Consider the following 25005-nt stretch of genomic DNA (forward strand, 5'->3'; position numbering starts at 1 on the left):
ATTCAGGGTCTTTCCTTGCTTTAATTAACAAGCTGCATAAGGGGAATTATGCGACTAATGAATAAGTGGGTTGTTTTGCTTGGCTCCTTTCCAGCCACCTTTATTTTGGGGTTGGACTACACCATTGTCAGTATTGCGCTGCCGACAATCCAGCAGAGTTTAGGTGCATCCTTTATTCAAACCCAGTGGGTTATGAATATATTTATGTTGATGCTATGTATCCTGATGGCCAGTATGGGGAGATTGGGGGATATTGTGGGCTCCCTGAAGATGCTCAATATTGGATGGGTATTACTTGCAGTTAGCTCCCTTTTCGCGGGATTGGCTGAGGACCCACTTTGGTTAATTGTCTGGCGGGCCTTTCAAGGTGTCTCCATTGCTATAATCGTGCCGAATAATATTGCTTTGCTGTCCCACACTTTTGTAGAAAAAGAAGCCGGATTTGCAATGGGATGGTGGATGTCGGTATTGGCTGTCGGCTTTGCTCTTGGTCCGGTATTGGGTGGGGTCCTATGTGAGTATTTGTCTTGGAGGTCGATCTTTTTTATTAATATCCCCTTTGTGTTGGTTAGTATGGTGCTTGGTCTTTTTGTGATGCGGAGCCCGCAAAATTTAGATAAAGAAAAAAGTTATATTGACTGGTGTGGAATGATACTTCTTGCGCTTAGTGTGGGTTCGCTAGTGGTGTTAGTAGTTGAAGGGGCGCAAGTGGGTTGGTTGAGCTGGCCGATACTGTTGTTACTGGTTATTTCTATATTGAGTTTTATTGCCCTTTTTCGTGTTGAGCGAAAACTGGAGCAGCCGTTGATCCATTTTGCCTATTTTAAGAATTCGCTATTTTCCGCTTGTGTTTTAACCAATTTTAGTTTGTTGATATTTCTCATTTCTGCTTTCTTTTTATTACCATTTTATTTGCATATTGTGCGTCAGGATACAACGGTAATGTCCGGCTTGATTTTGCTCCCTATTACCTTGGTAATGGCTTTGGTATCTCCTGTGGCGGGCAGAATGGCGGCTAATTCCGCACCTGCGGCTCCAATCTTAATTGGTGTCATATGTATTTTGATTGCGGCAATCGTAATGACACAATTCTCAGTGGATACCAATTTTTCAACACTTTTGCTGGCTTTTATACCTTTCGGTGTAGCTTGGGGATTTGTATTTAGTGCGACAGCTCCAATCGCTATTGGCGCTTTGCCGCCGAATAGTGCAGGCATAGCAACCGGAATGTTGTGGGGCATACAAAATATAGGCGCAGCACTTGGTTTGGCTGTAGTGGGTACTGTATTCCGGATAATGGAAAAACAGAGTTTGCTAAATCAATTGCAGGAAAGTGGGGTGCAGATTACCAGTGCACTGGAAAAATATATCGATGCATTGCTGATTAATCCTGAAAGGATAGAGCGTGGCGCAATGGGGGTGTCTGCTGCTTTGCACGGTCGCATCGCTAACATGTTTAATGAGGCTTTTGCCCAGGCTTTTCAGTCGGTGATGTGGGGGTTGGTTGTATTTACTTTTCTTTTGTTGGTTACTGTAGCTGTATTATTGAAAAAATCACAGCGTAAGAAGGAAAGTTAGAAATGTTATTTTAATGGTCTCTGCAAGCTTTGAAATATAGAGGCTGTCCTGTGATTTTTGGCTCAAAAATATACGCCTACTCGGTTTTTATAAATCAATAATTACAATAAGAAAAGTCTCTCTAAAACTGGGCTGCCGTTTGAAACAGCCCAGCTCAAATTAATTTCTCTTGTTGGTAACGGTAATTTGGTTCACCGTATAGAGATTATTTGAGTGTTTTTAACACTTCGCGAATTGGGAAAAGAATATCGCGAGCGAGTTGTTGGCTTCGCGCCGGGGACCAACCTTCGATCAAGTCGGGCAGGTCATCATTGTCTTTAAACGGCATCTCCAATGTTAGAGCCAGGGTGCGGAATTGATGTCCAGCCCAGGCGGTACCAATTGTCAGATTTGCTTCGCCGGGTTTATCCAGCTCATATCCATGCTCCGTTTGGAAGTCGGGGCTGATGGCCTCATAAGCTTGCTTAAATGTCTCTTCCAACTTGGCGTGGCGCTCGTCATAGCCGGGAATACCTTCACAAGCCGCAACAAAGTTATAGGGCAGGGCTTCATCACCATGAATATCCAGGAAGATATCTCCGCCCAGCTCCAGCATCTTCTCCCTGACCAAAAAGACCTCCGGGCTTCGCTCCATTGTGGGGTTGAGCCACTCACGGTTCAGGTTGGCTCCCGCAGCGTTAGTGCGCAGATGCCCGCGAACGCTGCCGTCGGGGTTCATATTGGGTACTACATAAAATACGGTATCTGCCAGCAAGCTTTGCGCAGTAGGATTGGCATGGTCGAGCAAGGTTTCCAGGAAGCCCTCGACAAACCATTCTGCCATGGTCTCTCCTGGGTGTTGGCGGGCAATCATCCAAACACGATGTTTTGCGGTGTCGGCGTTGCCAACCGTGAGCATGGTCATATCGCGCTCATCAAGGGTTTTACCGAGAGTTTGCAGTTTGACCAGGTCGTGGCTCTGCGCCCAAGCGAGCAGGTCCAGGTGGCGTTCCCAGGAGTAGGGGGCGAAATAGGCGAGATAGATGCTGGGTTCATCCAGGGTTACAGTGAAGTCCAGAGTATTGCCGTCGTAGTTGGCGCCAATTCTGAACCAATTTTGACGATCGTAAGAGGCACAGATGCGGTAGTTTTCCCAGCCTTCCGGGTAGGCGGATTTGCCGGCATTAACGATGCGCAAGGGATAGCTGGTGCCAATATCGCCTTCCAGACGAAAGTGAAACCATTGGTAGAAGTCAGAATTGTTGTCCTGACGGATTGCTAGCTCAATTGGATTGCTGTCGGTATTGATAACTTCGATATTGCCGCTGTCAAAGGCGCTGCTGATATACATGTAGAGAGCTCCACTCTTGTTCTTGGGCGCAGGATACAGCGGTAGGGGGAATTTTCCAGGAAGAAAGGTAGGGGATCTCGCCAATTTTGGGTGCGATAGGACGAAATCTCCTTTATTTAGTGAAATAGAAAAGCACGGCATCGATAAGGATACCGTGCTTTAGCCAATCCCTGGCGGCACCTGCTACGACTACTGCTCCCTGAAATTTCCGGTGTCGGACCCCAGGCGACTGCTTACTGCCCGGTCAGATCACAAGTGCGTCACTCCACACTGTCAGAAATTAGTAAATCTCCTTAACATCCCGCAGCAAGTGCTGGTTAAAGTTTAGGCAATCGAGCCTGCTTGATGTTGTACGAACGTTTCGATCGGCGTAAATTTGATGATCTTTTTGTCTCAGGGCTATCTGGCGTGAATTTGTACAGATAGAGAATAGGTCCCATAGCATTAGTGGGAATAGAAAGAACAAGTAATAGCTCCGCATAGGGGGCTTTCGTGAGAGGTGACACCATGAATAGAGTGATTAAACGAAGTGTCGTGGCATCCGCTGCGCTTGTAACAGTGATGAATCTGAGCGCCTGTGGCTATTTCCTGTACCCGGAGCGCAAAGGGCAGGCGGGTGGGCGAGTTGATCCTGCGGTCGTAATCTTGGACGGCGCAGGCCTGCTATTTGGCCTGCTGCCGGGCATAGTGGCCTTCGCTGTCGATATTACCAATGGCACTATTTATTTGCCGCCAGGTCATAGCTCTGTGTTTGATCGCCATTTAAGCAGTACTGACCAGGGGGCACCTGCGGAGGTTACAGACGAAGAGGGGCAGGTCTGGATCCGACTTCCGGTGGAGGGCGTCGATGAGAATACCCGACTAGAAGTACTCAGTGATCAGTTATCAGGGATAACAGGGCAGCAAGTAGAGGCTGAAGATATTGTTTGGTTACAGGACTCAGCCGAGCTTCGTGCAGTAAGCCGTTTCCAGGCTGCGTCTCGCTAGTTTTTCCTAGCTCTGAGCGCCTCGGGAGCTAGGCTCCCGAGCTTAAGCTGTTGAAGAGACCTTTCAGGTGGCTGCGCCAAAGGGGGTAAGCCCCTCGAGGGCCAAGGGGATAACGCTTGCAGCAAGCAACAATCCCATAGCAATGTTAAAGCTTCGCAAGTAGCGTGGTTCAGTCAGGAACCGTTTTAGCCCAACGCCAAAGAATAGCCAGATGGCAACACAAGGCCCGCCAATGGTGATAAATGCCAGTGCAACCTTAACAACTCCCGACCATATTTCTGTGCCGGGACTGGTGAAAGCAGCCAGCGCTCCAGTGGCCATAATCCAGCCTTTAGGATTGATCCACTGAAAAGCCATCGCCTGGGTAAAGCTCAGGGGTTGGTTTGAATTTCCAGAACCCATTTCCCGGGTCGAACCAATTATCCATGCCAGGTAGAGTAAATAGGCAATGCCTGCCCAGCGAATAACTTCATGCAGAAAAGGGAAGTGATTGAAGGCGGTTCCCAGTCCCAAGCCAATGGCAACCACCATGGCGGGAAATCCCAGCCAAATTCCCAGTAGGTGAGGTGTTGAACTGTAGATGCCGTGATTGAGTCCTGAGGACATAATCATCAGGTTATTAGGGCCCGGTGTAATACTGGCTGAGAAAGCAAAAAGGGCGATCGGCAAAAGAGATTCAATCACAGGTGTACCAGAGGAAAAGGCGACTTCATGCTAATATGCGCGCGAATAATGGGTATCACAAGTGAAATTTATAGACAGTCATTGCCACTTTGATTTTGAGGTTTTTTCTCTGGACCGGGAGCAGGTGTGGCAAAGATGTCTCAATGCCGGAATAGATAGGGTCATTATCCCCGGCGTTTGCGAGGCTCAGTGGCAGTCGTTGGGCGCTCTGGTATCGGAACAGCCCGGTTGGATGATGGCTGCTGGTGTTCACCCTTGGTGGGTGAAGAAAATCCCGCAAGATTCCCGTTGGCGGGAAAACCTGATGGAGTTGGGAGTACGGCTTAGTGAGAGCCTTGAGAAATACTCATGTGTCGCTGTTGGAGAGTGTGGCTTGGATGCCTCTATCGGCACTGACTTGAATAAGCAGGAAGATATTCTCAAGCTTCATTTGGAGATTGCTAGTAACCATGAACTGCCGATTATTCTGCATGTTCACCGGGCCCACAATGAACTCCTGAGGCTGTTAAAGCAATTCAAGCTCCCGCGGGGAGGTGTGATCCACGCTTTCAGTGGCAGTGAGCAAATGGCGCAAGAGTACTGGAAGCGCGGCTTCTATCTGGGTATCGGTGGAACAATTACTTACCCACGGGCAGCGAAAACCCGACGGGCTGTGTCACGTGCGCCGCTGGAGAGTTTGCTGCTTGAGTCGGACGCCCCGGATATGCCTCTTTCAGGTCAGCAGGGTATGCGTAATAGCCCTGAAAACCTTTCTAAAATTGCACAAGCACTGGCTGATTTACGGGGAGTTTCCGTGCGGGAAATCGCCAATGCTACCTGTCGAAATACTGAGAAGTTATTTTCCCTATGAGTTTTTCCGCTGAATCATTCAGGCAGTCATTTCCCCTCTTTGCTCAAGAGGAGAATAAGGAGTTGGTATACCTGGATAATGCTGCAACGACGCAGAAACCAGAGACAGTGATTAATGCTGTACGCGATTACTATGTGCACAGCAATGCCAATACGCACCGCTCCAGTCACCGTCTAGCCCGTAAGGCTACAGAGATGGTGGAGCGAGTGCGTCGCCAAGCGGCACAATTTGTTAATGCTGCCAGCACAAGGGAAATTGTATTTTGTCGCGGTGCTACTGAGGCACTGAATTTGTTGGCGCACAGCCTGTGCAGTGAGTTGCAGGCTGGGGATGAAATTGTCATCTCAACAGCGGAGCATCATGCAAATATTATCCCTTGGCAGATGGCGGCCAAGCGATTCAATTTGAGTTTACGCTATGTACCCCATGTAGCGGGTGTCCCGGAATTTGATCGCCTGGGAGAAGTGCTGAATGAGCGCACAAGAATTGTATCCCTGACCGGCGGTTCCAACGCACTCGGATTGCGTCCGGACCTGGCTGCAGTGAGGCAATTGCTGCGCAGAAAGCACTTGATGTGGATTGTTGATGGCGCCCAGTTGGCAGCCCATGAAGTGATTGATGTGCAGAAAATTGGCTGTGATTTTTTTGTTTCCTCCGCACATAAGTTTTACGGCCCGTCAGGAATTGGTTTCTTATACGGTAGGGAAACACTTTTGGAATCTATGCCACCATGGCTGGGTGGTGGAGAAATGATCTCCGACGTTGAACTTGAAACGAGTCATTATGCAGGCTTGCCGCACAAATTTGAGGCAGGCACTTCTCCGCTGGCGGCAATAGCGGGTCTTGGAGCGGCACTGGAATTTCTTGAGCAGCAAGATAGGGTCGCTATAGCGGCGCATGAGCAGAAATTGGTGCGATGGATACATCGCGAACTGATAGCGTCCCCCAATTTTAGGGTTATCAGCCAAGTGCGCCACAATCTGGGTATTGTCTCTTTTGTGCCTATTCATGGTAGCGCTGCCGATTTGATGCACTGGCTGGACGAGCGCGATATTGCAGTGAGAGTAGGCCATCACTGTGCACAATTGTTAGGTAAAGAGAGCGGTGATTTGGTGACGGTCCGAGCATCAGTCGCAGCCTACAATACTGATAGTGATATTCAGGCTTTTTTGCAGGCCCTGAAAGAGTACTGTGAGATCCAGAAGTCAATTGAACAGGGGGATAGTATTCAGAGTGATGAATGGGCCAGGGATGATTTTTCCTCGTTATTGCTAGAGAGTTTGGTTTCCCAGCGCAACTGGCAGGGACGTTATAGAGAATTAATGCTGTGGAGTAAAACTATTGCCCGAAAGCCCGAGATACGTACCGAAGAAAACCTGGTGCGGGGTTGTGAGTCTGCAGCTTGGTTAGCGCACCGGACAGAGGGTGGTAGGCACTATTTTGGATTGGAAAGCGACAGCCGGGTTGTAAAAGGCCTGGGTGCGTTATTACTTTCACAAATTGATGGCCGCACGGCTACTGAGATTCGAGAGAGAGATCTTTCTCTGTTATTTGCTGAGCTAGGACTCGGTAAGCACTTAAGTGAATCGCGCAGCAATGGTTTTTACGCATTGCTGCAACGTGCTTTGAATCTGGTGGAGCAGACCTCCCATTAACTTAACTGGAGCGGGGTATGGGGGCCTCCACCGCAATAGGCCTTATATTGGAAATAGGCTTTAAACCAAACAGCGGCCGTAAAACTGGATTTCTTCGGATGATAAATTCATATGAAGCCCAGCAGCCGAAAATAGTGATTAATAATACTAGCAAGGGCTCCAGGATGGGCCCCAGAGCGAGTTGCCCCAATTGATACACAGCGATTACGGTAATGGTTTGATGGAGGATATACCAGGGATAAACCGCTTCAGTGGCATAGGGTAACCAACGGAATTGCTTATTGAGAAATCGATAAGCGCAGGCTAAAACAGCCAGGAGCCATACCCATCGATTTGTATAGATAACAATAAAAAGCAGTATTTTCTGCGCGGGAATACTGTTATCAGGTAGTACTCGATCAAATAATAGATATAGGGCGAAAGTGAGGGGCGCTGCAATAATCAAGCGATTGCGCAGCCTTGCCAGTATTTCCCAGGGAGCGTTACTGCTGACCAGCAAGTAGCCGCAGAAGAAATAAGTAAAAAATCTGGCATGGGTGTACCAGTCGTCGACGACGGCATAGTTTATTCCACCAAAGCGCGGAAATAGGACCAGGCCGTACACCATCATAGGCACAAGCGGTAGAATTAGCAGTTGCCAAGATTTAATATTCTCCATGAATCGGCCCAGCCACCGTTGGTGTTTAAACCACAGGGCTAGAGGAATAAGGGCCAGGGTGTAGCATGCCAGATAGGGTAGATACCACAGGTGGTTCCAGGTCAGGCCAAACTCACTTCCAGCAAAGGCATTTTCTGGCCAGGGGCTGAACGAGAAGTACTTCAGCAGGAAAGATAAGTATCCAGGCTCAATAATGCCGTTGCTTAGCGCTTCATAGTAGGCCTGGGGTGGAACCACCACCAGCATTCCAAATGCCAGCGGAATCAATAGCTGCTTCATTCTTCTCAGTAAGTAACCCCCAGTGCCCAGCTTGTGGAAGAGAAAATAGCTGGCTGCACCTGAAATCAGGAACAACAACGGCATCCGCCACTGGTTAACCGCTAGCATTACCAGTTGTAGTGGCTCGCTTTGGTAGCTGCTTTTTACATGCCACCCCCATTCCGCGACATAGGCCATTCCCAGGTGGTAGAGAATAAGTAGGCCAAAGGCTAGTACACGAAGGGCGTCAATATCGTGGCGTCTCTGTGTTATTGAATGCATAGGTTTCGTCGTTCGAGGCTGTTTTAGTCGCTTGCTATGCTCCCGTTAGTATTTGCCATTAGCTATCCCAAAGTGCCGATTTGTAGGGTATTAGGGGCCAGTGGTGGTTTTTGGGGGTGAATCGGGGGTAGACTGCCGATGAATTTTTATACTGGTTCAGGAGCAATGACGGTTCAGCAGTATTTGACGCACCGGCGACAGTTTGAGGTGGGGTTCTGGGTGTTGTTTTTTGTCGGCCAGTGGCTTGTTCAGTTCGCTTTGGCATACTTTGATCACCGCCGCTGGGGTTCTATTTTTCAGCCATGGGAATTTCTGGTGTGGGAGGGAACCAGTATCCTAATGATCGCAATCTTATTTCCGTTGATATTGCTTCTTGATCATTATTTTCCCCTGCGCAAGGGGATAGTTCGGCAGAACTTGGCCATACATTTATTTTTCACTTTGCCTTGGTCCTTGGTCCACGTTTCCGGCATGGTGTTTATGAGGACGGTCATTTACCACCTTAATGACGGTTCCTATAACTTTGGTAACTGGCCTGTAGAATTTTTCTATGAATATCTCAAAGATATTCAAACCTATGCCGCTCTTTTAAGCTCTGTTTATTTGTACCGCTTCTTATTGGTACGTTTACAGGGTGAGGCGCGCTTACTAGAAGAGCCAGATGAGGGAGATGCTGCTGAGCCAGTAGAAAGGCCGGAGCGTCTTCTGGTGAAAAAGCTGGGAAAAGAATTTCTGGTTAATGTGCAGGATATCGAATGGGTGGAAGCTGCTGGCAACTATGTCAATCTGCACCTGGGCGATAGAATTTACCCCCTGAGAGAGACTATGACCAAGTTACTGGAGCGTTTGGATCCAGGGTCATTCGCTCGCATCCACCGCTCCTATATTGTGCGCTTGGACTCTATTGCGGAGATTGAACCCCTGGAGAGCGGTGATGCGCGTATTCACTTGGTTGGCGGCCAGCTGATCCCGGTGAGCAGGCGCTACCGCGATCAGCTGAGGGCTCAATTAACCCCGGCTTAGTTTTTTGCCTGGAGAAGTCGCTCGATGGCCCGGTTGGCGGCCAAAAACCCAAAGGTGCCGGTAATCATAGTTGCCGCACCAAAGCCGCCACTGCAGTCTAATTTAACACCGTCCTGCATAGCGCTCTTCTGCTGGCATACTTGCCCATCTGGCTGCGGGTATACCATTGCTTCAGTGGAAAAGATCGCATCGATGCCAAACTGGCGCTTGCGACTCTTCTGGAAGTTGTGAAAGCGGTATAGATGTTGGCGGACTTTTGCCAGCATCGGATCATTAATTGTACGGCCGAGATCGGCGCACTCAATGCGATCGGGGGAGCGCTTACCTCCTGCGGAACCAACCGTTATCAAGCGTATTTTTCGGGCTTTACAGTAAGCGATCAGGGCGGCTTTTACCCGTGCGGAGTCTATTGCATCAATCACCACATCGATAGGGTGTATATCAGGATTGATCAGCTCTGAGAAATTGTCATTAGCGATAAAGTCCTCTTCCGTATGAACTGTAATCTCCGGGTTAATCTGCCGTAGGCGCTCTGCCATCACCTCGACCTTGATATGGCCTACAGTATCGGCGAGTGCGTGGCTCTGACGATTGGTATTGGTGATGCAGACGTCATCCAAGTCTATTAGCGTCAACTGGCCAATGCCGCTTCGCGCCAAGGCCTCTGCGGTCCAGCTCCCTACGCCACCAATACCGATCACCAATATGTGAGCAGAGGATAAAATTTCGAGGGCCTTATCGCCATACAGGCGAGCAATGCCGCCAAATCGCTGTAAATACTGGTCAGACAAGCTCATCTGGGGTCTCTTCAGGTACATCTTCCAAAAACCGCTGTTTGTCAGCGTCACACGGCAATAGGCAACTTTCCCGTTGACCAAACCAGCGATAGCGGTTTCGAGCAACCAAGTCGTAGAGCCAATCCCTTGCCGGGCGGGGAATGTAGCGCAAAATGGCCAATAAACGCCAGGGTTGTGGTAGGCGGCTGGCAATTCTCAGTGCCGCTTCACTTTTGTAAAAGGATTGGTAAGTGCCACCATGTCGTTCCAGCAAAATCATGGTCTGGTAAGTGTCCAGCGGCAGGTTCAGCTGTTTAAGGAAGTGCTGGCCTGCATTGGACTGCACTCGGCACAGGGTAAGGCGCTGCTCTCTGTCGCGCTTGAGTATTAGTTGACTCCAGCTATTGCACAGGTTGCAGATGCTATCAAACAGGATGATGTTGTTTGGCAATGACATTGGGGAAGGGGGAAACGCCGCGCGGCTGGCGGCGTTTCATATCATGGGATCAGTGCACGTGGCCGTGATCAACTTCTTCGGCAGTCGCTTCGCGTACAGAAACAACTTCAATTTCGAAGTGCAGCTCAACGCCGGCGAGGGGGTGGTTGCCATTGATAGTGACTTCGTCGCCGTCGATGTCGATAATTTCGACTTCAATCGGGTGACCTTCGGTGCTCTCTGCACGGAATGCCATTCCTACAGATAACTCTTCAACACCACCAAAGGCACTGCGCGGCATGGTTTGGATCAGCTCCGGGTTTTGCTCGCCGTAACCGTCTTCTGGTGCGATTACCGCAGTAAATTTATCACCGGGTGCCTTTTCCAGCATCTCGCGCTCAAGCCCAGGAATGATATTACCAACCCCTTGCAGATATTTGAGCGGCTCTCCATTGGCTGAGGAGTCAATGACTGTTCCGTCAGCATCTTTCAGGGTGTAGTGGATCTCCACAACTGTGTGGTTGGCAATCTTCATGAATAATCTCTGATATAAAAGAGTATGTGAATGAGCGCTTACCGCTGCGCAATAAAACGGGGGGTAAAGGCTGTGAAGCGCAATTGTATTGACAGGGCGGGCGCGCCGCAACTTGTGCGTGCGCGCCGCTGATAAAGATTAGCAAGCGATTGACAGGTCCTGCTCACAACCTCCATAGAGATTGGTTACGATCGCAACCAGTTGTGTGCTGAAGTCAGGGCGATAGCCCAACTCCAATAGGCGACCCTCGAAATACTCCAGCATTGAATCGAATAGCTCTGGGTTTAACCCCCTGGCTAAAAAACGGGCGCGACTACTCCGGTCTGGTTCCGGTGTAGATGACAACGCATGGCTCAAAAACTGAGCTTGACGACTTAATTGTTTGCGGAAATCACAAGTTTCGTAGGCTGAAAGGTGGTGGCTGAGAGCACCGTAAAATTCACTGACTGTACGGTTGACAAATTTAGCACCACCGACCTGATCCAACAGGCTTTCCATATCTCTCCCCCCGGTGAGCAGTTGGCACTGATTTAAAGTTTATCCGCAGAGCCGAAAAAGTATTTTGGTAACGAGAAGCACAATGTGCATTGGCTCAATGGCGGTACAACATTAATTGGTGACGAGCCTAAGACATATTCTTTCAGTATGCCAACTTGGTTTAAGAAAATTGTCATTCTGTTCGACAGGTTGTCACATATTGGGGGCTTATTTCGCCAAAGAAGAAAATCTATGTTTGCGCAAGTATTTTCTAAGCCTTTACACTTTATTTTTTCTTCTTGGTGTTAGACTGCACGTTTGCACCAAATAATAAATTTCAACCTTTTGAGATAATTTATGGCAAGTATTTTTACTCAGATAATTAATGGCGATTTACCTGGCAATTTTATTTGGAGAGATGAAAAGGTCGTAGCTATTTTGACCATTTCACCCATTAAGGCTGGTCATTGTTTGGTCATCCCTGTTGAGGAAATTAATCATTGGGATGATGTTCCGGAGGAGCTGGCGAGTCATCTAATGCTGGTTGCGCAAAAGGTGGCGAAAGGGCTGAAAGCAACTTACTCACCGAAGCGAGTGGGCGTGATGATCGCTGGGATTGAAGTGCCACATACCCATATCCACCTGATACCCGTAGATGAATTGTCAGACTTTGACTTCTCTAAGCAAAAGCCTGCTTCTTCAGAGCAGTTGGCACATGAGGCGGAAAAGATTCGACAATCCCTAAAGGAGCTGGGCTTTAGCGAGGCGGAGTGCGGCTAGGTCGTTAAGATTGATTTTTTAGACTGCATGGTCATATGGTGTCCCCAAAATATTTGTGGGACACTGCATCCAAGTCCCCCGCTTACTGAGTCACATAGGTATGAACTGGTAATAACGATGAGATTCCTCTAATGATGATTTTGAAGAAGACACTCTTTGCCCCGCTGGTAGTAGTCCTCGCCACAGTCGCTGCGTTTTGCACTAATGCCCAGGCAGAAGAAATGGAAACTAAGCGTTTCGATATGGAAGGGTTCACTCAGGTGTCTCTCAAGGGAAGTTCTCACTTGAAGTTGATTCAGGGGGACAGTTTTGAAGTTGTCGCTGTCGGCCCTATCAGCACAATGCCCTACGTCAAAGTTGAGGTGAAAGGGGAAAGGTTGGAGTTATCCGTTGAGGAAAACACCCAGAACCTTTTTGGATTTGTCACCATATCCCGAGGGCAGGGAGATGAAGTTAACTTCACCGTGACGATGCCTAAAATTGAGGCTCTTAAGGTGACTGGCTCTGGTGAGGCTAGATCTTCAAGTGTTGAGAGTGAAGGCCTAACTTTGGGGGTGACGGGCTCAGGAATGATCAATATCGACAAGGTCGCCGCAGAATCCTTGAAAGCGTATGTTACTGGTTCCGGTGATTTGTTCCTCAACATGGCATTGACTGTCAAAGGGGAAGTAGCGGTGACAGGCTCTGGCGACATGAAGATAAGTACTATTACCGGTGAGAGTTTACTAGCGGAGATACAAGGTTCCGGCGATATGTTGGTTGGCGGGCGAGTCGCCGATGTGAACGTTCGCCTCATGGGTTCAGGAGATTTTATTGGCCGCAGTCTGCGCGCCGATACTGCCAGCGGTTCAATAATGGGATCGGGTGATATTGTCTTGAAACGGCCGGGAACTGACTCCTTCTCAGTGATGGGGTCGGGAGACGTAGCGCTGGTCGACTAAGTGGCGGCTCCTGAGCCCCCTTGCATCTAAGGCGTTCGGCCAGAGGGCTGTGCGCCTATTTCTTTTTGGGGGTATTCTTGAGCCTCCATCATCCTCTCTATCCCCATTTCTGGAAGTCAGCTTTATATGGAGCCCAAAGTGACAGAGTGTGTGTCGCTGGACCGCGAAGATTCTATGTCTCGCGAGAGTCAATCTCGCCCACATTTAAAAGAAAAACTACGGCGCTGGAGCCGAGAGGCCCAGGATAAATCCCACTGGGCCGCCGAGCGCTTGTTGGACCGACGCATCTGTATCGGTATCACTGGGCTCAGTGGTGCTGGCAAGTCCACGTTTCTCACCAGTCTGATATACCAACTCTGCAATCCGGAGAAGTCTCAATTACCTGGTTTTGCCCCTGCGCTCAATGGCGATCTGTTGGGGGCAGAGTTGAAGCCAGCGCTGGACTCTGGTTTGGCGCCATTTGACTATCAGACCTGCCTGTCGGCACTGATGGCTGAGCCACCTAGTTGGCCACAGAGTACTAGAGATGCTTCGGCTATGGAGTTACACATCCATTTACGCAGCCGGCGCCGTTTTCGGGGTAATGGTAGAAAGACGTTGGTAGTGGAGTTGCGTGACTACCCCGGGGAATGGTTGATGGACTTGCCGCTATTGCGTATGGATTACGCAGAGTGGTGTCGTCATCAAGCACACCTATTTTCTACAGATGCGCGATCAATGCTGGCCCCCCGGTTGATAGCTCAGCTGGCAGCACTGTCCCCCCAGGCGAATGCCAGTGAAGTAAATTTGGACGAATTATGGGGGGAATACCGAGCTTATCTTCTGAGTTGCCGAACCAAGTTGAATCTCAGTTATTTACAGCCTGGTAGAGCGCTGCTAGACGAGGAGGCGTACGGGGTAGTCCCACTCCTGGATTTGCGTGGTTTAGATGCTGGGCAGTTAGCTGCTTTGTCTGAGAGTAGTGTTTTTAAGGTTTTGCAGGCGCGTTACGAACGCTATGTGCGGGCGCAGGTAAAACCCTTTGTAGATAGCCATTTTCGACATATCGATCGACAACTGGTACTGGTAGATATGATTGGCACTCTATTTGCTGGTGAACAGTCCCTGGAAGATATGCGTCTGGCATTTGCTCATATTGCCGATACATTCCGCTATGGCGAATCGGGGTTTTTAAGCAAGCTATGGCGCCCAAAGGTTAATCGACTCCTTTTTGCTGCGACTAAAGTCGATCAGGTACTTGCTGCCGACCACGATGCTTTGAGGCAGCTTCTAGGCCAGCAGTTACAACAGACTTTCTCCGATGCCCGTCACCGGGGTTTGCCGGTATTTAGTGAGGCGATTGCCGCGGTTCGCTGCTCTAGAGAGGGGCAGAAGAATGGACGGAGAATGCTGATGGGTTATGACCTCGAAGGGCAGTATTTGGGTTTTGAGAATGCGGAAATTTTTGCCCAGGCGCCCTATGAAGAGCAGGGGTGGAGCCACTATGCGGGAGCTGCACCACCACAGCTGCGGCCTCCAGTGGGAATGCAGGAAGGACATATTCCACATATACGGGTGGATGCTCTTTTGAACCTTCTGTTGGGAGATAAGGTTTGATTAACAGTGATAAAAATACTGAGTACCGTCGCGAAACACGTATCGAGTCGCTAGATGAGCCTGGACAGGAGGTCCCGCACAGAGATGCGACGCGGGTGGAACCGCTTGCGGATGAGTCAGTGGAGATTCCTAGGTCAATAACCACTGGAGAGTCTCTTCCTGATCGGATTGCTTTCTCCGAGTTGCGCCTACCCACTTTCCGGTTTAAGTGGCTAAAGTCAGCAGTGCTCTCTGCGCTTGCAGTAGTGGTGGTCGTGGTCGGATGGGAGTTTTATGGACTTTATCAATGGGCGGTCGATAAACACTGGGGATTGGGACTTTTTGTGGCTGTTTTGATGGCGGGCTTCAGTGCAATCATTGGTAGTTCCGTGTGGGAGTTTTTCCGAGCGGGGCGCCCACTGAACAAGCTTGAAAAAACTCAGGCAATGGCTGCCGAGGCCCGAGACTGCCGCAGTCACCAAGAGGCGCAAGTATTCAGGCGCAATTTGCAGGAGCATTTTGCCGGTAAGCCCCAAGGTGTACTGCTCAATCGAGTTCTAGATGAGGCAGCTGACTATTACGATAGCAGTGAGTTGTTAGAGCATTTAGAGGTTACCTTCTTAAATGCCCTTGACCAAGAGGCTCTAAGGAGAGTCGTGCGCCACTCAACGAGCACTGGTGCACTGGTTGGGCTGAGCCCTTTTGCCAGTATCGATATTCTGGTTGCCCTGAGGCAGTCACTGCGAATGATTGATGATGTGGCGCAGATTTATGGTGTGCAGCCGTCTCTTGTGGTGCGATGGCGCTTGTTCAAGAGGGTTTTGTCTTTGGTCGCCTACACTGGCGCGAGTGAGTATGCGATCAGTGAAATGTGGCCGGAACTTGTTGGCGATAGCATGCTGAGCACAGTATCTGTGCGTTTGGGGCAGGGGGTCGGAGCCAGTCTGTTTGTTGCGCGTATCGGCTTGGCGACAATGCAAAGCTGTCGGCCAATCCCTTTTACTGAAAAGCAGCGCCCTCGCCTGAGATCAGTTATGGCCCGTATTGGTGGTGGCCTTAAAGAGAGGATGCCCGAGTTGTTTTCTATGGTTGGGCTTAGCTCGCGAAAGGAAGCAAAGGTTCGGAAGGCGGGTACCGAGTAGCTACTGGGATCGTAAGTCAATCTCTTGGGCTGACTATTTGATGTAAGGGGGCGAAAATCTGCCCCCTTTGTCAGCAACTTATTGAAACTGTTTTTTCATCAACATGCGGGTGTGATGTCGATCAACCAGCTGGGCCAGGGCTTCATAGCGGCGCTGTATGAAGGGGGCGGGGTTGTTATTTCCCGATTCATCCCGATATTCAACTCCAGACCGGACGTGTTGGAGCTCCTTGGCTAACTCTCTGATGGCGGTGAAGATCTTTTGTGTGTCGTCTTTGCTGTGAAATACTGAGCTTTTTGTGGTGTCTGTCAGGTAATCATCGCACTCGCTCAGCCAGTCCAACCTCTGTTCAAGAAACTGTATTGTATTGCGAATTCCCCCGGTGTATTCGGGGTTGAAGTTATGGTTGATATACTTGTCGAGGCTACGCATGCCCGAGCCGACAAATTGTTCAACCACATCGCCACAGTATTTTTCTGACAGATAGGATGGATGAGACTTTGCGCTGCTTAAATTGCTGATGAGCAGTAGAGAGGTAAGCAATAGGGCGCGCTGCATCACTGCATTTGGGTATTTCATATTATTGCCCATAGGTTTTGCTCTTATTAATGACTGTTATTTTATCCGCCTCAGGTTTTTTTGTTGTGCAATTTCCTCTGGCGGGCTGATATCTGTGACAGCAGTCACATGAATATCCAAAGCGAAGTCAAGTGTCAACGGTTATTAAGTAAGAATTGTCAGCTTGAGATGGTTGTTCACAGAAAACTTATTGTCGGGCTGTTTAAAAATTATTCGAAGCATAGCTGAGTGGGAGTTTATTTTGGCTGAGTATGATTTTGATCTGTTTGTTATTGGTGCCGGCTCTGGTGGCGTGCGTGCAAGTAGGATGGCTGCTGCACAAGGAATGAAGGTCGCTGTGGCTGAAGACCGCTATATGGGGGGGACCTGTGTAAATGTAGGTTGTGTTCCCAAAAAATTATTTGTTTATGCGAGTGGCTATTCCGCAGGCTTTTCTGATGCTCGAGCCTATGGCTGGAATAGCGCGGGAGCTGAGTTTGACTGGCCAACACTGCGGGATAACAACGCAAAAGAAGTTGCTCGACTCAATGGGATTTATCGCAATTTGCTGGATAACTCTGGGGTGGAAACCCTAAATGGCAGAGCCAGCATCAAAGGTCCTCACTGTGTTGTTGTTAACGGCAAAGAAATTACTGCAGAGCGTATTTTGGTGGCGACAGGCGGATGGCCATTTATTCCGAATATTCCGGGACGGGAATTTGCGCTGACTTCCAATGAAGTTTTCTCAATGGAAAACTTTCCCAAGCGAGTTTTGGTTGTTGGTGGGGGTTATATTGCCGTTGAATTTGCAGGCATCTTTGCTGGACTCGGCGCAAACGTGCACCTCTCTTATCGAAGAGATTTATTTTTGCGAGGATTCGATCGAGATATTCGCACTTTTGTTCGCGATGAGATGCAGAAGAAAAATATCGATCTAAAGTTTAACCACAACGTTGTTTCTATTGAGAAGCTTCAGGATGGTAGCTTGCTCGCTCATGCCGATGATGGTTCCAGTATTAATGTGGATATGGTGCTTTACGCTACTGGGCGCGTAGCAAATGTTGAAGGGTTGGGGCTAGAGGAGCAGGGTGTTGTCTTGCACAAAGATGGCACAATCTCTGTGGACGATAATTTTAGAACTAGTGTGCAGTCAATATATGCACTGGGAGATGTAACGGGTGAGCCTCAGCTTACTCCTGTTGCCTTGGCGGAGGCTATGGCCTTGGTTAAGCATTGGCGCACGGGAGAGACGGCTGAAATTGACTATAACAACATTCCTACAGCAGTTTTCTGTCAACCGAATATCGGAACTGTGGGGTTGTCTGAAGAAGAGGCACGGGACTCTGGACTCAACGTCACTATTTATAAGTCGGAATTCAGGCCAATGCGTCACACTGTGAGTGGGAATACAGAGCGGACATTGATGAAGCTGGTTGTAGATGCGTCCAACGACAAGGTGATTGGCGTGCATATGGTTGGCGATGACGCAGGGGAGATTATTCAGGGGATGGCCGTAGCGCTTAAGGCAGGAGCTACCAAAAGCACCTTTGATTCAACGATTGGAATTCACCCCACTGCTGCTGAGGAGTTTGTAACTATGAGAACTCCAGTTGCAGGTTAGGTTCTGTTGTTACGCTGTAGATATATGTTGCAGTTGTGAATAATGAAAAAGGCGGCATTTTGCCGCCTTTTTTGTGACTCTCAGTTTTTAGCTGGGCTCTTCTACAACCTCTTGTAGGGCTTGGTGCCGCCGTGTTTTCTTGCGTTCGCTACGCTCTTTCAGACAGCGCTCGGCGGAGGCGAATGTGTCGTTTACCGCTCGGTGTATGGATTCGTTCTCACTACTAATAGTCACGGGATTGCCACTAATCGCAAGCTCTAGTGATGCCTTGAAGTGTCTGCCTTTAGTTTTGTGTTGATGAGGAGCTTCGAGGACTACGCGACTATGTATGATGTCGCCACAATAACGTTCCAGCTTGTTTAACTTCTTGGATACGGTAGTCGCCAGGGCGGCTGACTTGTCAATGTCGCGGAACACAATGTTATCGTTAGGCGCTGATTTCATGGGCACATACCTCCGGTTAAAAGAAACCATGCAGGCCGCTGTTGCGGTTTGCTGTAAAGAAGGTAGGGCGCCCTAGTGGGAGGGTTCGAGGCTGCAGTTGAAGCGCCGAGCTGCCGGAATCGCAACGATTGTTTGCTGACAAAGCAGCTTAGGGTGTTTTACGTCCGGGTCGGGTTTCCGCTGAGTCCAGCGATCTTCTCCCTGGTATCCATAATGCTTCCGCCAAAAAAAAAATCAAGCGCTATCGCAGAAAAATTTCATATAAATTTTGGAGTGGTGTCACTGTGGTGACTCAATATTGTGGATTTGAAGGTTTATTGATCAGCTGGTTGGCTCAGGTGAACGCAAGGTCATTGCTCATAGCTTGCTCCCTGCGTAAAATTGACCATATTGCGCAGTAGCTTCACTCTGTCGTAGATTCAGAGTCGCTGCGCTTCCAAAACACGAAACACATCAATTCGAGAAATGGGTTCACGACGATGGCGGTAAAGCGGTGTTGCTCGCTCCTTTTGGCGGGCTTAGTAGTTATGGGTGGGGCAGTGGCACAAGCGCAGACGCCCCTCACGGCGGAGAAGAACCGTCTTGCGCGATTGGAACAGTCTCTTGAAAATCGGAGTGTTGGGCTCGAGGATGTCGAAAATGAGCTGCTCTCCTATGAATATAAGCTTGAGCAGGCCCAGAAATCTCTCGATGACCTGCGCCTGGAATACGAGGCGAGTCGCCAGGAGCTCAATCAAGCGACCCGGGCTCATGAGTCAACCCCCAACTCAGATACTGAGCGTCGCCTGAAGAAGGCTAAGCATGCCTTCGCTATGGCGGAGAGAGGTGTCGATAGCCGTTCACGTCGTCTCGAGTTTATTAAAGAAAATCATCAGCAGCTTCAACAAAAACTGGCTGAAGAGAAGCAGGCAATTGCTGATGCCAAAGCTAAGATTTCTGCCCAGCAGGATAAAATTAGCAAGATGGTTGAGGATATGCTGGCAAAGGCTGAAGCATCCGAGAGAAGGGCAGCTATGGCGCGAGCTGCTGCTACTAATGAGAAACCAAAGCCCCCGCAAATTAAAGCTCAGGTCGAGCCGCCAAAGCGCGAGGAGCCCGCTAAAGTGGAAGCTGTTGCTAAGCGTGAGATCGATGCCGACTTATTGGATTATGTAAGGCGGGAAACAGCACGCCTAAGTGATCTCCTGGCTGACGAAGAAGGTAACGATAGAAAAACGTTCCGGGATCTTGAGTTGCGGCCAACTGGGGGGGAAAGAGTGCCCTTTGAGTTTTTGGGGGAAAATCAATATCGCTTGGTGACTACCGTTGAGTCAGGTCGCCAAACTTATAAAATTAACACTTGGAAATTCCGCCGTACAATTCCGGCTGAGGATGATGGGGCTCGCTATGTCTTTATTTTTGATGCGCGTCGCCTGTCTCGACCAAGATTGGTTATGTACCCAGAGTATGTGCTGTCAGAATTGAATTAATTGTTCAGTGAAAAAGCAAAAAAGCGAGCCTAAGGCTCGCTTTTTTGCTTTTGGGGTTCCAGAAAATAGATTTTACCAGTGGGGAGGAGTTTTACCGCGACTGTAGAATAGTTGTGAGTAGGGGGGTGTAAAGGCTTCCTGTCGGGCTTGGTTGACTTTGGTAGAGAGTAATATTGTTAATTGTTATTGGGTGTTCTAGGTCGACTGGAGAAAATCCGTGAAATTGTTTCCTGTTTCTGCATAGGGTGATGTGTGGGCGATAGCGCCGGTTTTCTGTCGGTATGGATAGGCTCTCTGCGAGGCATTTGACAGACATATGCAAGGTCGCCAATTGTTTGGTGGCTGTGATTTCTGCGGCGATCAGGTGAGCTTCATTGCCCGGGAAGGTATCAAGTTTAAATAGGCGGGTTTTCGTCTCAGTTGTGTTTCGAGCGATTGAGGTCAACCCGGTTTTTAGTGACGGTATTGTTTTAATTGGAACCTGGCCTAAAAAACAAAGGGTGATATGACGATTCTTATAGGCGATCCAACGGGTGCTGGCTAAGGATGAGGCGCTTTGTTTTTCCGTGATGAGGTTTGTTAAATAATTTAAAAATTCTTGTGTTGTTTTATCGAGCTGGATGCCGATAAAGATTCGACAAGCGGGCTCTAAAGGTTTTTTGTAATTTTTTGGCATAAAATTTATCTGTCACCCTTGAATTAGAAACCTCTGCCCATATCTTTGTTGTACAGGTGGTAGCTTCAATGAAAAGTGCCCCTGAATAGAGTCCGGTCATTTGACGGACGTAGTTTTAAATATTGCTCTGAATTGAGGATATGATAATGCGTAATTTTGATTTCTCTCCACTTTATCGCTCTGCAATTGGTTTTGACCGTATGGCCAGCCTGCTCGATGCAATGACCACAAGCGAGCAAAAACAGCCTTCCTACCCCCCTTACGATATAGAGTTGACCGGCGAGGATAGCTACCGAATTTCCATGGCTGTCGCTGGTTTTGAGCAGTCTGAACTCGATATTCAGGTGGAGCAAAATCGTTTAGTGGTTAGCGGCACTAAGCCAGAAAGTAATAGCCAGGGAAATTATTTACACAGGGGTATCGCCGCAAGAAATTTTGAGCGGCGTTTTCAGCTTGCCGATCACGTGAAAGTGACCGATGCAAAACTGGCTAATGGGTTGTTACATATAGAATTGGTACGCGAAATACCTGAAGCGATGAAGCCACGAAAAATTTCGATTACAGAAGGTAATGTGCTGCAGCACAAAGAAAGTGAGACTAAGTCCACTGCTGCAGTAGCGTAAGTTGTCGCTTCATTGCCCGCTGTGCCGCCAAAGTGCGGTACAGTTTTACCATCAGGATAAATTCCGCAGTTATCATCAGTGTGATAACTGCGCGCTCGTTTTTGTGCCGCCGCAATACCATCTGACACCTGAAAAAGAGAGAGCTTATTACGACCTCCATGAGAATTCGATGGAGGATGACGGTTACCATCAATTTCTCAGTCGTTGCGCGCAGCCGTTACTGAAAGAGTTGAGTGGAGCCTGCCATGGCCTGGACTTTGGTTGTGGCCCGGCGCCTTTATTGGCCAGAATTTTGGCGGAGAGTGGACATCGGGTGGACCTGTATGATCACTTTTACATGCCGGCCAGGAAGGCGCTGCATAGGAGCTACGACTTTATTGTTGCTACAGAAGTGATAGAACATCTTGTGAGGCCAGGAGAGGAACTTGAAAACCTTTGGCAAAGGCTTCGTACAGGGGGGGTTATGGCCCTGATGACGAAACTGGTTATTTCTGCAGAGCGCTTCGCCAATTGGCACTATATCAGAGACCCTACACATATTTGCTTCTTTAGCGTGAAGACATTTGAATGGTTGGCTCGGTCACTCGGTGCCGAGCTCCAGTTTGTCCACAGTGATGTTATTTTTCTAAGAAAATTAAGTGTTGACCCTGAATAGCTTGGCTCGCACCGTGGTGCGATATTCACTTGGAGTTGTTGCCAGAAATTTTTTAAATAGCGCTGTGAAATGCCCCATATCCTGGTAACCAACTTTTTCAGCAATTTCATTGACCGATAAATTGCTTGATTGTAAAAGCTCGCGCGCCATGTCAACCCTGACATTTTGCAAATACTGCAATGGTGTCTGTCCTGTAGCAAGTTTGAACCGGCGATTGAACGATCGCACACTCATATCGAAAAGTTGCGCCACTTCGCTAAGGCGTACCTCGGTATTGCAATGTTCTTTGAGCCAGGCCTGGGCTTGAACGATATCTTCATCTGGGTGTAAGTGAACAGATCCTTCTGAGTAGGCTATCTCTTCAAATGGGCGGCGAATTTCGTGAGAGAAATTGCGCTCCACATGACTGGCGATGGCCGGCCCATACAGTTGACGGATCATATGAACCGTTACGTCGGCGAGGGCATTGACGCTGGCCGCACAGAAAAGTTTGTCTGCCTGGGTAATAAAATACTGACGTTTTAACTTTACCTCTGGATAGTCTGAGCTAAATTGATCAAAATAATGCCAGTGGGTGGTTGCAGGTTTTCCGTTAAGGAGGCCCGCTTCGGCCAAAAAGCAAACTCCGGTACCCACAGCACTAATTGCAGCTCCTTGTTTTTCCTGTTGGCGCAGCCATTCCAATATTTTTCCGCCTCGCTTAAGGGCGGGGCGGGGGTTGCGCCACATGGTCGGGATGTAGATTAGGTCGCTATCTGGTGCATCGCTAAGAGCGACGTCCGGTTGAAGGGTAAACCCGCAGCGGGTATTTACTGGTGCCCCATCCAAACTGGCGGTCACCAGTTTTAGGCTGCCCTTGATGCCCTCAACCCTGGCGCGACTCTCCGCACCGCGGAGCATCTCAAGTGGGAGAACGGTACCGGTTGCCAGCATCTGGTCGATAAGTAGAAAAGTTACTGTTCGCATTACACATCTATGCGCACTTGCGCTATTGGCCAAAACACTCAATTTTGCTGGCCAGTATGCCCATAACTGGACAGAATCGCCACCCCCTACACTCGCATCTCTTATTTTTATAGTGTTTAGTGCTTGGCTGGAGGTCAGGATGCAGCGCCTTCCCGTAATCACCGCATTCGGTGGATTCAACCCTGCTGGACGTAGTTCTTTCCATAGGGGGTACTCTCGCCTCGTGCTGGATAAACTGGGTAAGGAAGAGAGGGATAGCACTCTTTCCGACCTGGCTGCCCTGATGGGCTTGCGTACCGGAGACAACGCTGAAGGCATTTTGGACCCTGCCCTTGAGCAGCAGGTGTTGGATGGTACTTTGGTACGCGAACTAGAGAGTCGCTATTACGACTACCGCAAGTGCCATTTCCATCAGTCTGCCCAGCTCGCAAACCCCCAGGGCCTGACATTTGAAATTTCCACCCGGCAGCTTCCGCAGCCTGTGCCAGCTCATTGGCACTTGGAGCATATCCAGGGCGGCAGGGTTCGGGTCACCACAGCTGAGCTGTCAGTTTTGTTGGATAGCCACCGTGAGATAAGTGTGGCTGCTGCCGGCCAGCTCCCAACTGGATTTGAACCGGGCACTAAATATAACTCTCGATTTCACCCGAGGGGATTGCAGTTGGCCCTCTTGGGCGCATCAGATGCTGTGCAGTCTTTGGGGGTTGATTGGGATACCGTTGTATCTGCGGCTGGGCCGGGAAATATTTCACTCTATGCCGCCTCGGCAATGAGTCAACTGGACCCATTTGGCAACGGTGGTCTATTGCAGTCCCGCCTGCGAGGTGGTCGCGTAAGCTCTAAACAGTTAGCGCTTGGTCTAAATAGTATGCCAGCGGATTTTGTTAACGCTTATGTGCTCGGAAATGTCGGTTCTACTGGCGCTGTTGCCGGTGCTTGCGCAACCTTCCTGTACAACCTTCGCGCTGGCGTTGAAGATATTCGCTCGGGTAGGGCGCGGGTCGCTGTAATTGGTGCGGCTGAGGCGCCCCTTGTGCCTGAAGTTGTCGATGGCTATTCAACGATGGGTGCTCTTGCCACTACCGAGAATTTACGCAAGCTTTTCCCTGGTGAAATTGATTATCGACGCACCAGTCGCCCGTTCGGTGAGAACTGTGGTTTTACCTTGGGTGAGGGTACCCAGTGGGTCATCTTAATGGATGATGCTCTGGCGCTTGAGTTGGGTGCTTCCGTATATGGTTCGGTTGCTGGTGTGTTTACCAATGCCGACGGTACAAAAAAATCGATTTCTGCGCCGGGTCCCGGGAATTACCTGACGATGGCCAGGGCAATGGCGGAGGCGCGGGCAATTGTGGGTGAGGATAGTTTGCGGCGTCGCAGCTTTGTGCAAGCCCATGGCTCCAGCACGCCGCAAAATCGGGTTACTGAGTCCGCCATTTTTGATCGTTTGGCCGGCGCATTTGGTATTGCCGAGTGGCCGATTTGTGCGGTCAAGGCCTTTTTGGGGCATACCGTTGCTTCAGCCAGTGGAGATCAGTTAGTTACAGCGTTAGGTGTATTTGATCGCGGCATACTCCCGGGAGTAACCACCGTTGATCACATCGCCGATGATGTTCATTGTAAGCATCTGGATATTTCCCTTGAGCATACCGATAGGGGTAGGGGTGCGCTTGATTTAGCGTTCTTAAACTCGAAAGGTTTTGGCGGAAATAATGCGACGGCAACAATTTTGTCCCCGCAGATCACAAAATCAATGATGGAAAAGCGTCATGGCAAATCGGCCATTGTGACGTCTCAAGCGTTGAACGAGAAGGTTGTAGAGCAGAGCGAAAAGTACAACACCAAGGCTTCTCGTGGTGAGCTTGATGTTATTTATCGATTTGGTGAGGGCATGATCAATGAAAGTGAGATCACTATCTCAGAAGAAGAAATTTGTTTACCCGGAATGCCGCCGGTGAAGTTGCCAAATGGAAATCCCTTTGAAGATATGGTGTGATTGGCTTTTACATAATACCTCAATTACGGT

The 25005-nt window shown here is 49.2% G+C and carries 25 protein-coding genes; 14 read left to right on the top strand and 11 right to left on the bottom strand.

Annotation, left to right across the window (positions count from 1 at the left end):
- Positions 1 to 57: 57 nt before the first annotated feature.
- Complete coding sequence (locus tag ACJJIZ_RS10435; protein WP_444916083.1) at positions 58 to 1578, top strand: MFS transporter; 1521 nt, start codon at positions 58 to 60, stop codon at positions 1576 to 1578.
- Positions 1579 to 1783: 205 nt separating this feature from the next.
- Here ACJJIZ_RS10435 and ACJJIZ_RS10440 read toward each other — a convergent pair whose 3' ends face one another.
- Complete coding sequence (locus ACJJIZ_RS10440) at positions 1784 to 2908, bottom strand: M14 family metallopeptidase (RefSeq protein WP_444894347.1); 1125 nt, start codon at positions 2906 to 2908, stop codon at positions 1784 to 1786.
- A gap of 507 nt (positions 2909 to 3415) precedes the next feature.
- On the opposite strand from ACJJIZ_RS10440, the gene ACJJIZ_RS10445 reads away from it, so the two are divergent.
- Positions 3416 to 3895 (top strand): hypothetical protein, encoded by a 480-nt coding sequence (locus ACJJIZ_RS10445; protein ID WP_444894346.1) that lies wholly within the window; start codon positions 3416 to 3418, stop codon positions 3893 to 3895.
- A 63-nt stretch (positions 3896 to 3958) separates the two neighbouring features.
- On the opposite strand, the gene ACJJIZ_RS10450 is transcribed toward ACJJIZ_RS10445, so the two are convergent.
- A complete protein-coding gene (locus ACJJIZ_RS10450) occupies positions 3959 to 4579 on the bottom strand; it encodes a LysE family translocator (RefSeq protein ID WP_444916084.1) in 621 nt (206 codons plus the stop codon).
- A gap of 61 nt (positions 4580 to 4640) precedes the next feature.
- Between ACJJIZ_RS10450 and ACJJIZ_RS10455 the strand changes: the two genes are divergently transcribed.
- The gene (locus ACJJIZ_RS10455) at positions 4641 to 5429 is read left to right on the top strand and encodes a TatD family hydrolase (protein WP_444916085.1); all 789 of its coding nucleotides are present in this window, start codon (positions 4641 to 4643) and stop codon (positions 5427 to 5429) included.
- A complete protein-coding gene (locus tag ACJJIZ_RS10460) occupies positions 5426 to 7084 on the top strand; it encodes an aminotransferase class V-fold PLP-dependent enzyme (RefSeq protein WP_444916086.1) in 1659 nt (552 codons plus the stop codon). The genes ACJJIZ_RS10455 and ACJJIZ_RS10460 overlap by 4 nt, the downstream gene beginning before the upstream one ends.
- 1 nt (position 7085) lies before the next feature.
- On the opposite strand, the gene ACJJIZ_RS10465 is transcribed toward ACJJIZ_RS10460, so the two are convergent.
- Entirely contained in the window at positions 7086 to 8282 is a 1197-nt protein-coding gene (locus ACJJIZ_RS10465; protein WP_444905782.1) for an acyltransferase family protein, read from the bottom strand.
- Between the two features lie 138 nt (positions 8283 to 8420).
- Here ACJJIZ_RS10465 and ACJJIZ_RS10470 point away from each other — a divergent pair, with 138 nt between their 5' ends.
- A complete protein-coding gene (locus ACJJIZ_RS10470; protein WP_444912644.1) occupies positions 8421 to 9305 on the top strand; it encodes a LytR/AlgR family response regulator transcription factor in 885 nt (294 codons plus the stop codon).
- Here ACJJIZ_RS10470 and tcdA read toward each other — a convergent pair.
- The 4 genes from tcdA to ACJJIZ_RS10490 all read right to left on the bottom strand — a co-directional run bounded on the left by tcdA (position 9302) and on the right by ACJJIZ_RS10490 (position 11550).
- The gene (gene tcdA, locus ACJJIZ_RS10475; RefSeq protein ID WP_282933452.1) at positions 9302 to 10102 is read right to left on the bottom strand and encodes a tRNA cyclic N6-threonylcarbamoyladenosine(37) synthase TcdA; all 801 of its coding nucleotides are present in this window, start codon (positions 10100 to 10102) and stop codon (positions 9302 to 9304) included. The genes ACJJIZ_RS10470 and tcdA overlap by 4 nt on opposite strands.
- On the bottom strand, positions 10089 to 10538 hold the full coding sequence (locus ACJJIZ_RS10480) for a thiol-disulfide oxidoreductase DCC family protein (RefSeq protein ID WP_444905780.1): 450 nt from the start codon (positions 10536 to 10538) through the stop codon (positions 10089 to 10091). Before ACJJIZ_RS10480 ends, tcdA begins: the two co-directional genes overlap by 14 nt.
- A 49-nt stretch (positions 10539 to 10587) precedes the next feature.
- Positions 10588 to 11052 carry an FKBP-type peptidyl-prolyl cis-trans isomerase gene (locus tag ACJJIZ_RS10485; RefSeq protein ID WP_413665157.1) on the bottom strand — a complete coding sequence of 155 codons (465 nt, stop codon included), beginning with the start codon at positions 11050 to 11052 and terminating at the stop codon, positions 10588 to 10590.
- Positions 11053 to 11190: 138 nt separating this feature from the next.
- A complete protein-coding gene (locus tag ACJJIZ_RS10490) occupies positions 11191 to 11550 on the bottom strand; it encodes a hypothetical protein (RefSeq protein WP_444896694.1) in 360 nt (119 codons plus the stop codon).
- Between the two features lie 336 nt (positions 11551 to 11886).
- On the opposite strand from ACJJIZ_RS10490, the gene ACJJIZ_RS10495 reads away from it, so the two are divergent.
- The 4 genes from ACJJIZ_RS10495 (at position 11887) to ACJJIZ_RS10510 (ending at position 15967) form a co-directional block, all read left to right on the top strand.
- Positions 11887 to 12309 carry an HIT family protein gene (locus ACJJIZ_RS10495; RefSeq protein ID WP_413665159.1) on the top strand — a complete coding sequence of 141 codons (423 nt, stop codon included), beginning with the start codon at positions 11887 to 11889 and terminating at the stop codon, positions 12307 to 12309.
- A gap of 131 nt (positions 12310 to 12440) precedes the next feature.
- On the top strand, positions 12441 to 13250 hold the full coding sequence (locus ACJJIZ_RS10500; protein WP_444916087.1) for a GIN domain-containing protein: 810 nt from the start codon (positions 12441 to 12443) through the stop codon (positions 13248 to 13250).
- 138 nt (positions 13251 to 13388) lie between these two features.
- Entirely contained in the window at positions 13389 to 14846 is a 1458-nt protein-coding gene (locus ACJJIZ_RS10505; protein ID WP_444916088.1) for a YcjX family protein, read from the top strand.
- Positions 14843 to 15967 (top strand): TIGR01620 family protein, encoded by a 1125-nt coding sequence (locus tag ACJJIZ_RS10510; protein WP_444916089.1) that lies wholly within the window; start codon positions 14843 to 14845, stop codon positions 15965 to 15967. Before ACJJIZ_RS10505 ends, ACJJIZ_RS10510 begins: the two co-directional genes overlap by 4 nt.
- Positions 15968 to 16045: 78 nt before the next feature.
- On the opposite strand, the gene ACJJIZ_RS10515 is transcribed toward ACJJIZ_RS10510, so the two are convergent.
- Positions 16046 to 16546 (bottom strand): hypothetical protein, encoded by a 501-nt coding sequence (locus tag ACJJIZ_RS10515; protein ID WP_413665163.1) that lies wholly within the window; start codon positions 16544 to 16546, stop codon positions 16046 to 16048.
- A 241-nt stretch (positions 16547 to 16787) separates the two neighbouring features.
- Between ACJJIZ_RS10515 and gorA the strand changes: the two genes are divergently transcribed.
- Positions 16788 to 18146: a glutathione-disulfide reductase gene (gene gorA, locus ACJJIZ_RS10520; protein ID WP_444916090.1), complete on the top strand. Its 1359-nt coding sequence runs from the start codon at positions 16788 to 16790 to the stop codon at positions 18144 to 18146.
- A gap of 87 nt (positions 18147 to 18233) precedes the next feature.
- On the opposite strand, the gene ACJJIZ_RS10525 is transcribed toward gorA, so the two are convergent.
- Positions 18234 to 18590 carry an HPF/RaiA family ribosome-associated protein gene (locus tag ACJJIZ_RS10525; protein WP_413665165.1) on the bottom strand — a complete coding sequence of 119 codons (357 nt, stop codon included), beginning with the start codon at positions 18588 to 18590 and terminating at the stop codon, positions 18234 to 18236.
- A 539-nt stretch (positions 18591 to 19129) separates the two neighbouring features.
- Here ACJJIZ_RS10525 and ACJJIZ_RS10530 point away from each other — a divergent pair.
- Entirely contained in the window at positions 19130 to 20059 is a 930-nt protein-coding gene (locus ACJJIZ_RS10530; protein WP_444916091.1) for a hypothetical protein, read from the top strand.
- A 91-nt stretch (positions 20060 to 20150) separates the two neighbouring features.
- Here ACJJIZ_RS10530 and thpR read toward each other — a convergent pair whose 3' ends face one another.
- Positions 20151 to 20735, bottom strand: coding sequence for an RNA 2',3'-cyclic phosphodiesterase (gene thpR, locus ACJJIZ_RS10535; RefSeq protein WP_444916092.1), 585 nt, complete (start codon positions 20733 to 20735; stop codon positions 20151 to 20153).
- Positions 20736 to 20881: 146 nt separating this feature from the next.
- Here thpR and ACJJIZ_RS10540 point away from each other — a divergent pair, with 146 nt between their 5' ends.
- Together ACJJIZ_RS10540 and ACJJIZ_RS10545 are read left to right on the top strand one after the other, a co-directional pair.
- Positions 20882 to 21358, top strand: a complete 477-nt coding sequence (locus ACJJIZ_RS10540; RefSeq protein WP_444912651.1) for an Hsp20 family protein — start codon at positions 20882 to 20884, stop codon at positions 21356 to 21358.
- Position 21359: 1 nt separating this feature from the next.
- Positions 21360 to 22013: a class I SAM-dependent methyltransferase gene (locus ACJJIZ_RS10545; RefSeq protein WP_444916093.1), complete on the top strand. Its 654-nt coding sequence runs from the start codon at positions 21360 to 21362 to the stop codon at positions 22011 to 22013.
- Here the strand turns inward: ACJJIZ_RS10545 and ACJJIZ_RS10550 are convergent.
- On the bottom strand, positions 21993 to 22979 hold the full coding sequence (locus ACJJIZ_RS10550) for a GlxA family transcriptional regulator (protein WP_413665170.1): 987 nt from the start codon (positions 22977 to 22979) through the stop codon (positions 21993 to 21995). The genes ACJJIZ_RS10545 and ACJJIZ_RS10550 overlap by 21 nt on opposite strands.
- Before the next feature lie 139 nt (positions 22980 to 23118).
- Between ACJJIZ_RS10550 and ACJJIZ_RS10555 the strand changes: the two genes are divergently transcribed.
- Complete coding sequence (locus ACJJIZ_RS10555; protein ID WP_444916094.1) at positions 23119 to 24975, top strand: beta-ketoacyl synthase; 1857 nt, start codon at positions 23119 to 23121, stop codon at positions 24973 to 24975.
- Positions 24976 to 25005: the final 30 nt, after the last annotated feature.

The organism is Microbulbifer maximicatervae (SeqCode) (assembly GCF_052467225.1).

What these genes read in the sequence shown, in the direction of transcription:
- ACJJIZ_RS10555 (WP_444916094.1), top strand. Translation starts at nt 23,119, where the DNA reads ATGCAGCGCCTTCCCGTAATCACCGCATTCGGTGGATTCAACCCTGCT.
- ACJJIZ_RS10460 (WP_444916086.1), top strand. Translation starts at nt 5,426, where the DNA reads ATGAGTTTTTCCGCTGAATCATTCAGGCAGTCATTTCCCCTCTTTGCT.
- ACJJIZ_RS10435 (WP_444916083.1), top strand. Translation starts at nt 58, where the DNA reads ATGAATAAGTGGGTTGTTTTGCTTGGCTCCTTTCCAGCCACCTTTATT.
- thpR (WP_444916092.1), bottom strand. Translation starts at nt 20,735, where the DNA reads ATGCCAAAAAATTACAAAAAACCTTTAGAGCCCGCTTGTCGAATCTTT.
- ACJJIZ_RS10440 (WP_444894347.1), bottom strand. Translation starts at nt 2,908, where the DNA reads ATGTATATCAGCAGCGCCTTTGACAGCGGCAATATCGAAGTTATCAAT.
- ACJJIZ_RS10480 (WP_444905780.1), bottom strand. Translation starts at nt 10,538, where the DNA reads ATGTCATTGCCAAACAACATCATCCTGTTTGATAGCATCTGCAACCTG.
- ACJJIZ_RS10540 (WP_444912651.1), top strand. Translation starts at nt 20,882, where the DNA reads ATGCGTAATTTTGATTTCTCTCCACTTTATCGCTCTGCAATTGGTTTT.
- ACJJIZ_RS10465 (WP_444905782.1), bottom strand. Translation starts at nt 8,282, where the DNA reads ATGCATTCAATAACACAGAGACGCCACGATATTGACGCCCTTCGTGTA.
- ACJJIZ_RS10500 (WP_444916087.1), top strand. Translation starts at nt 12,441, where the DNA reads ATGATGATTTTGAAGAAGACACTCTTTGCCCCGCTGGTAGTAGTCCTC.
- ACJJIZ_RS10515 (WP_413665163.1), bottom strand. Translation starts at nt 16,546, where the DNA reads ATGAAATACCCAAATGCAGTGATGCAGCGCGCCCTATTGCTTACCTCT.
- ACJJIZ_RS10470 (WP_444912644.1), top strand. Translation starts at nt 8,421, where the DNA reads ATGAATTTTTATACTGGTTCAGGAGCAATGACGGTTCAGCAGTATTTG.
- ACJJIZ_RS10445 (WP_444894346.1), top strand. Translation starts at nt 3,416, where the DNA reads ATGAATAGAGTGATTAAACGAAGTGTCGTGGCATCCGCTGCGCTTGTA.
- ACJJIZ_RS10485 (WP_413665157.1), bottom strand. Translation starts at nt 11,052, where the DNA reads ATGAAGATTGCCAACCACACAGTTGTGGAGATCCACTACACCCTGAAA.
- ACJJIZ_RS10550 (WP_413665170.1), bottom strand. Translation starts at nt 22,979, where the DNA reads ATGCGAACAGTAACTTTTCTACTTATCGACCAGATGCTGGCAACCGGT.
- ACJJIZ_RS10490 (WP_444896694.1), bottom strand. Translation starts at nt 11,550, where the DNA reads ATGGAAAGCCTGTTGGATCAGGTCGGTGGTGCTAAATTTGTCAACCGT.
- ACJJIZ_RS10525 (WP_413665165.1), bottom strand. Translation starts at nt 18,590, where the DNA reads ATGAAATCAGCGCCTAACGATAACATTGTGTTCCGCGACATTGACAAG.
- tcdA (WP_282933452.1), bottom strand. Translation starts at nt 10,102, where the DNA reads ATGAGCTTGTCTGACCAGTATTTACAGCGATTTGGCGGCATTGCTCGC.
- ACJJIZ_RS10495 (WP_413665159.1), top strand. Translation starts at nt 11,887, where the DNA reads ATGGCAAGTATTTTTACTCAGATAATTAATGGCGATTTACCTGGCAAT.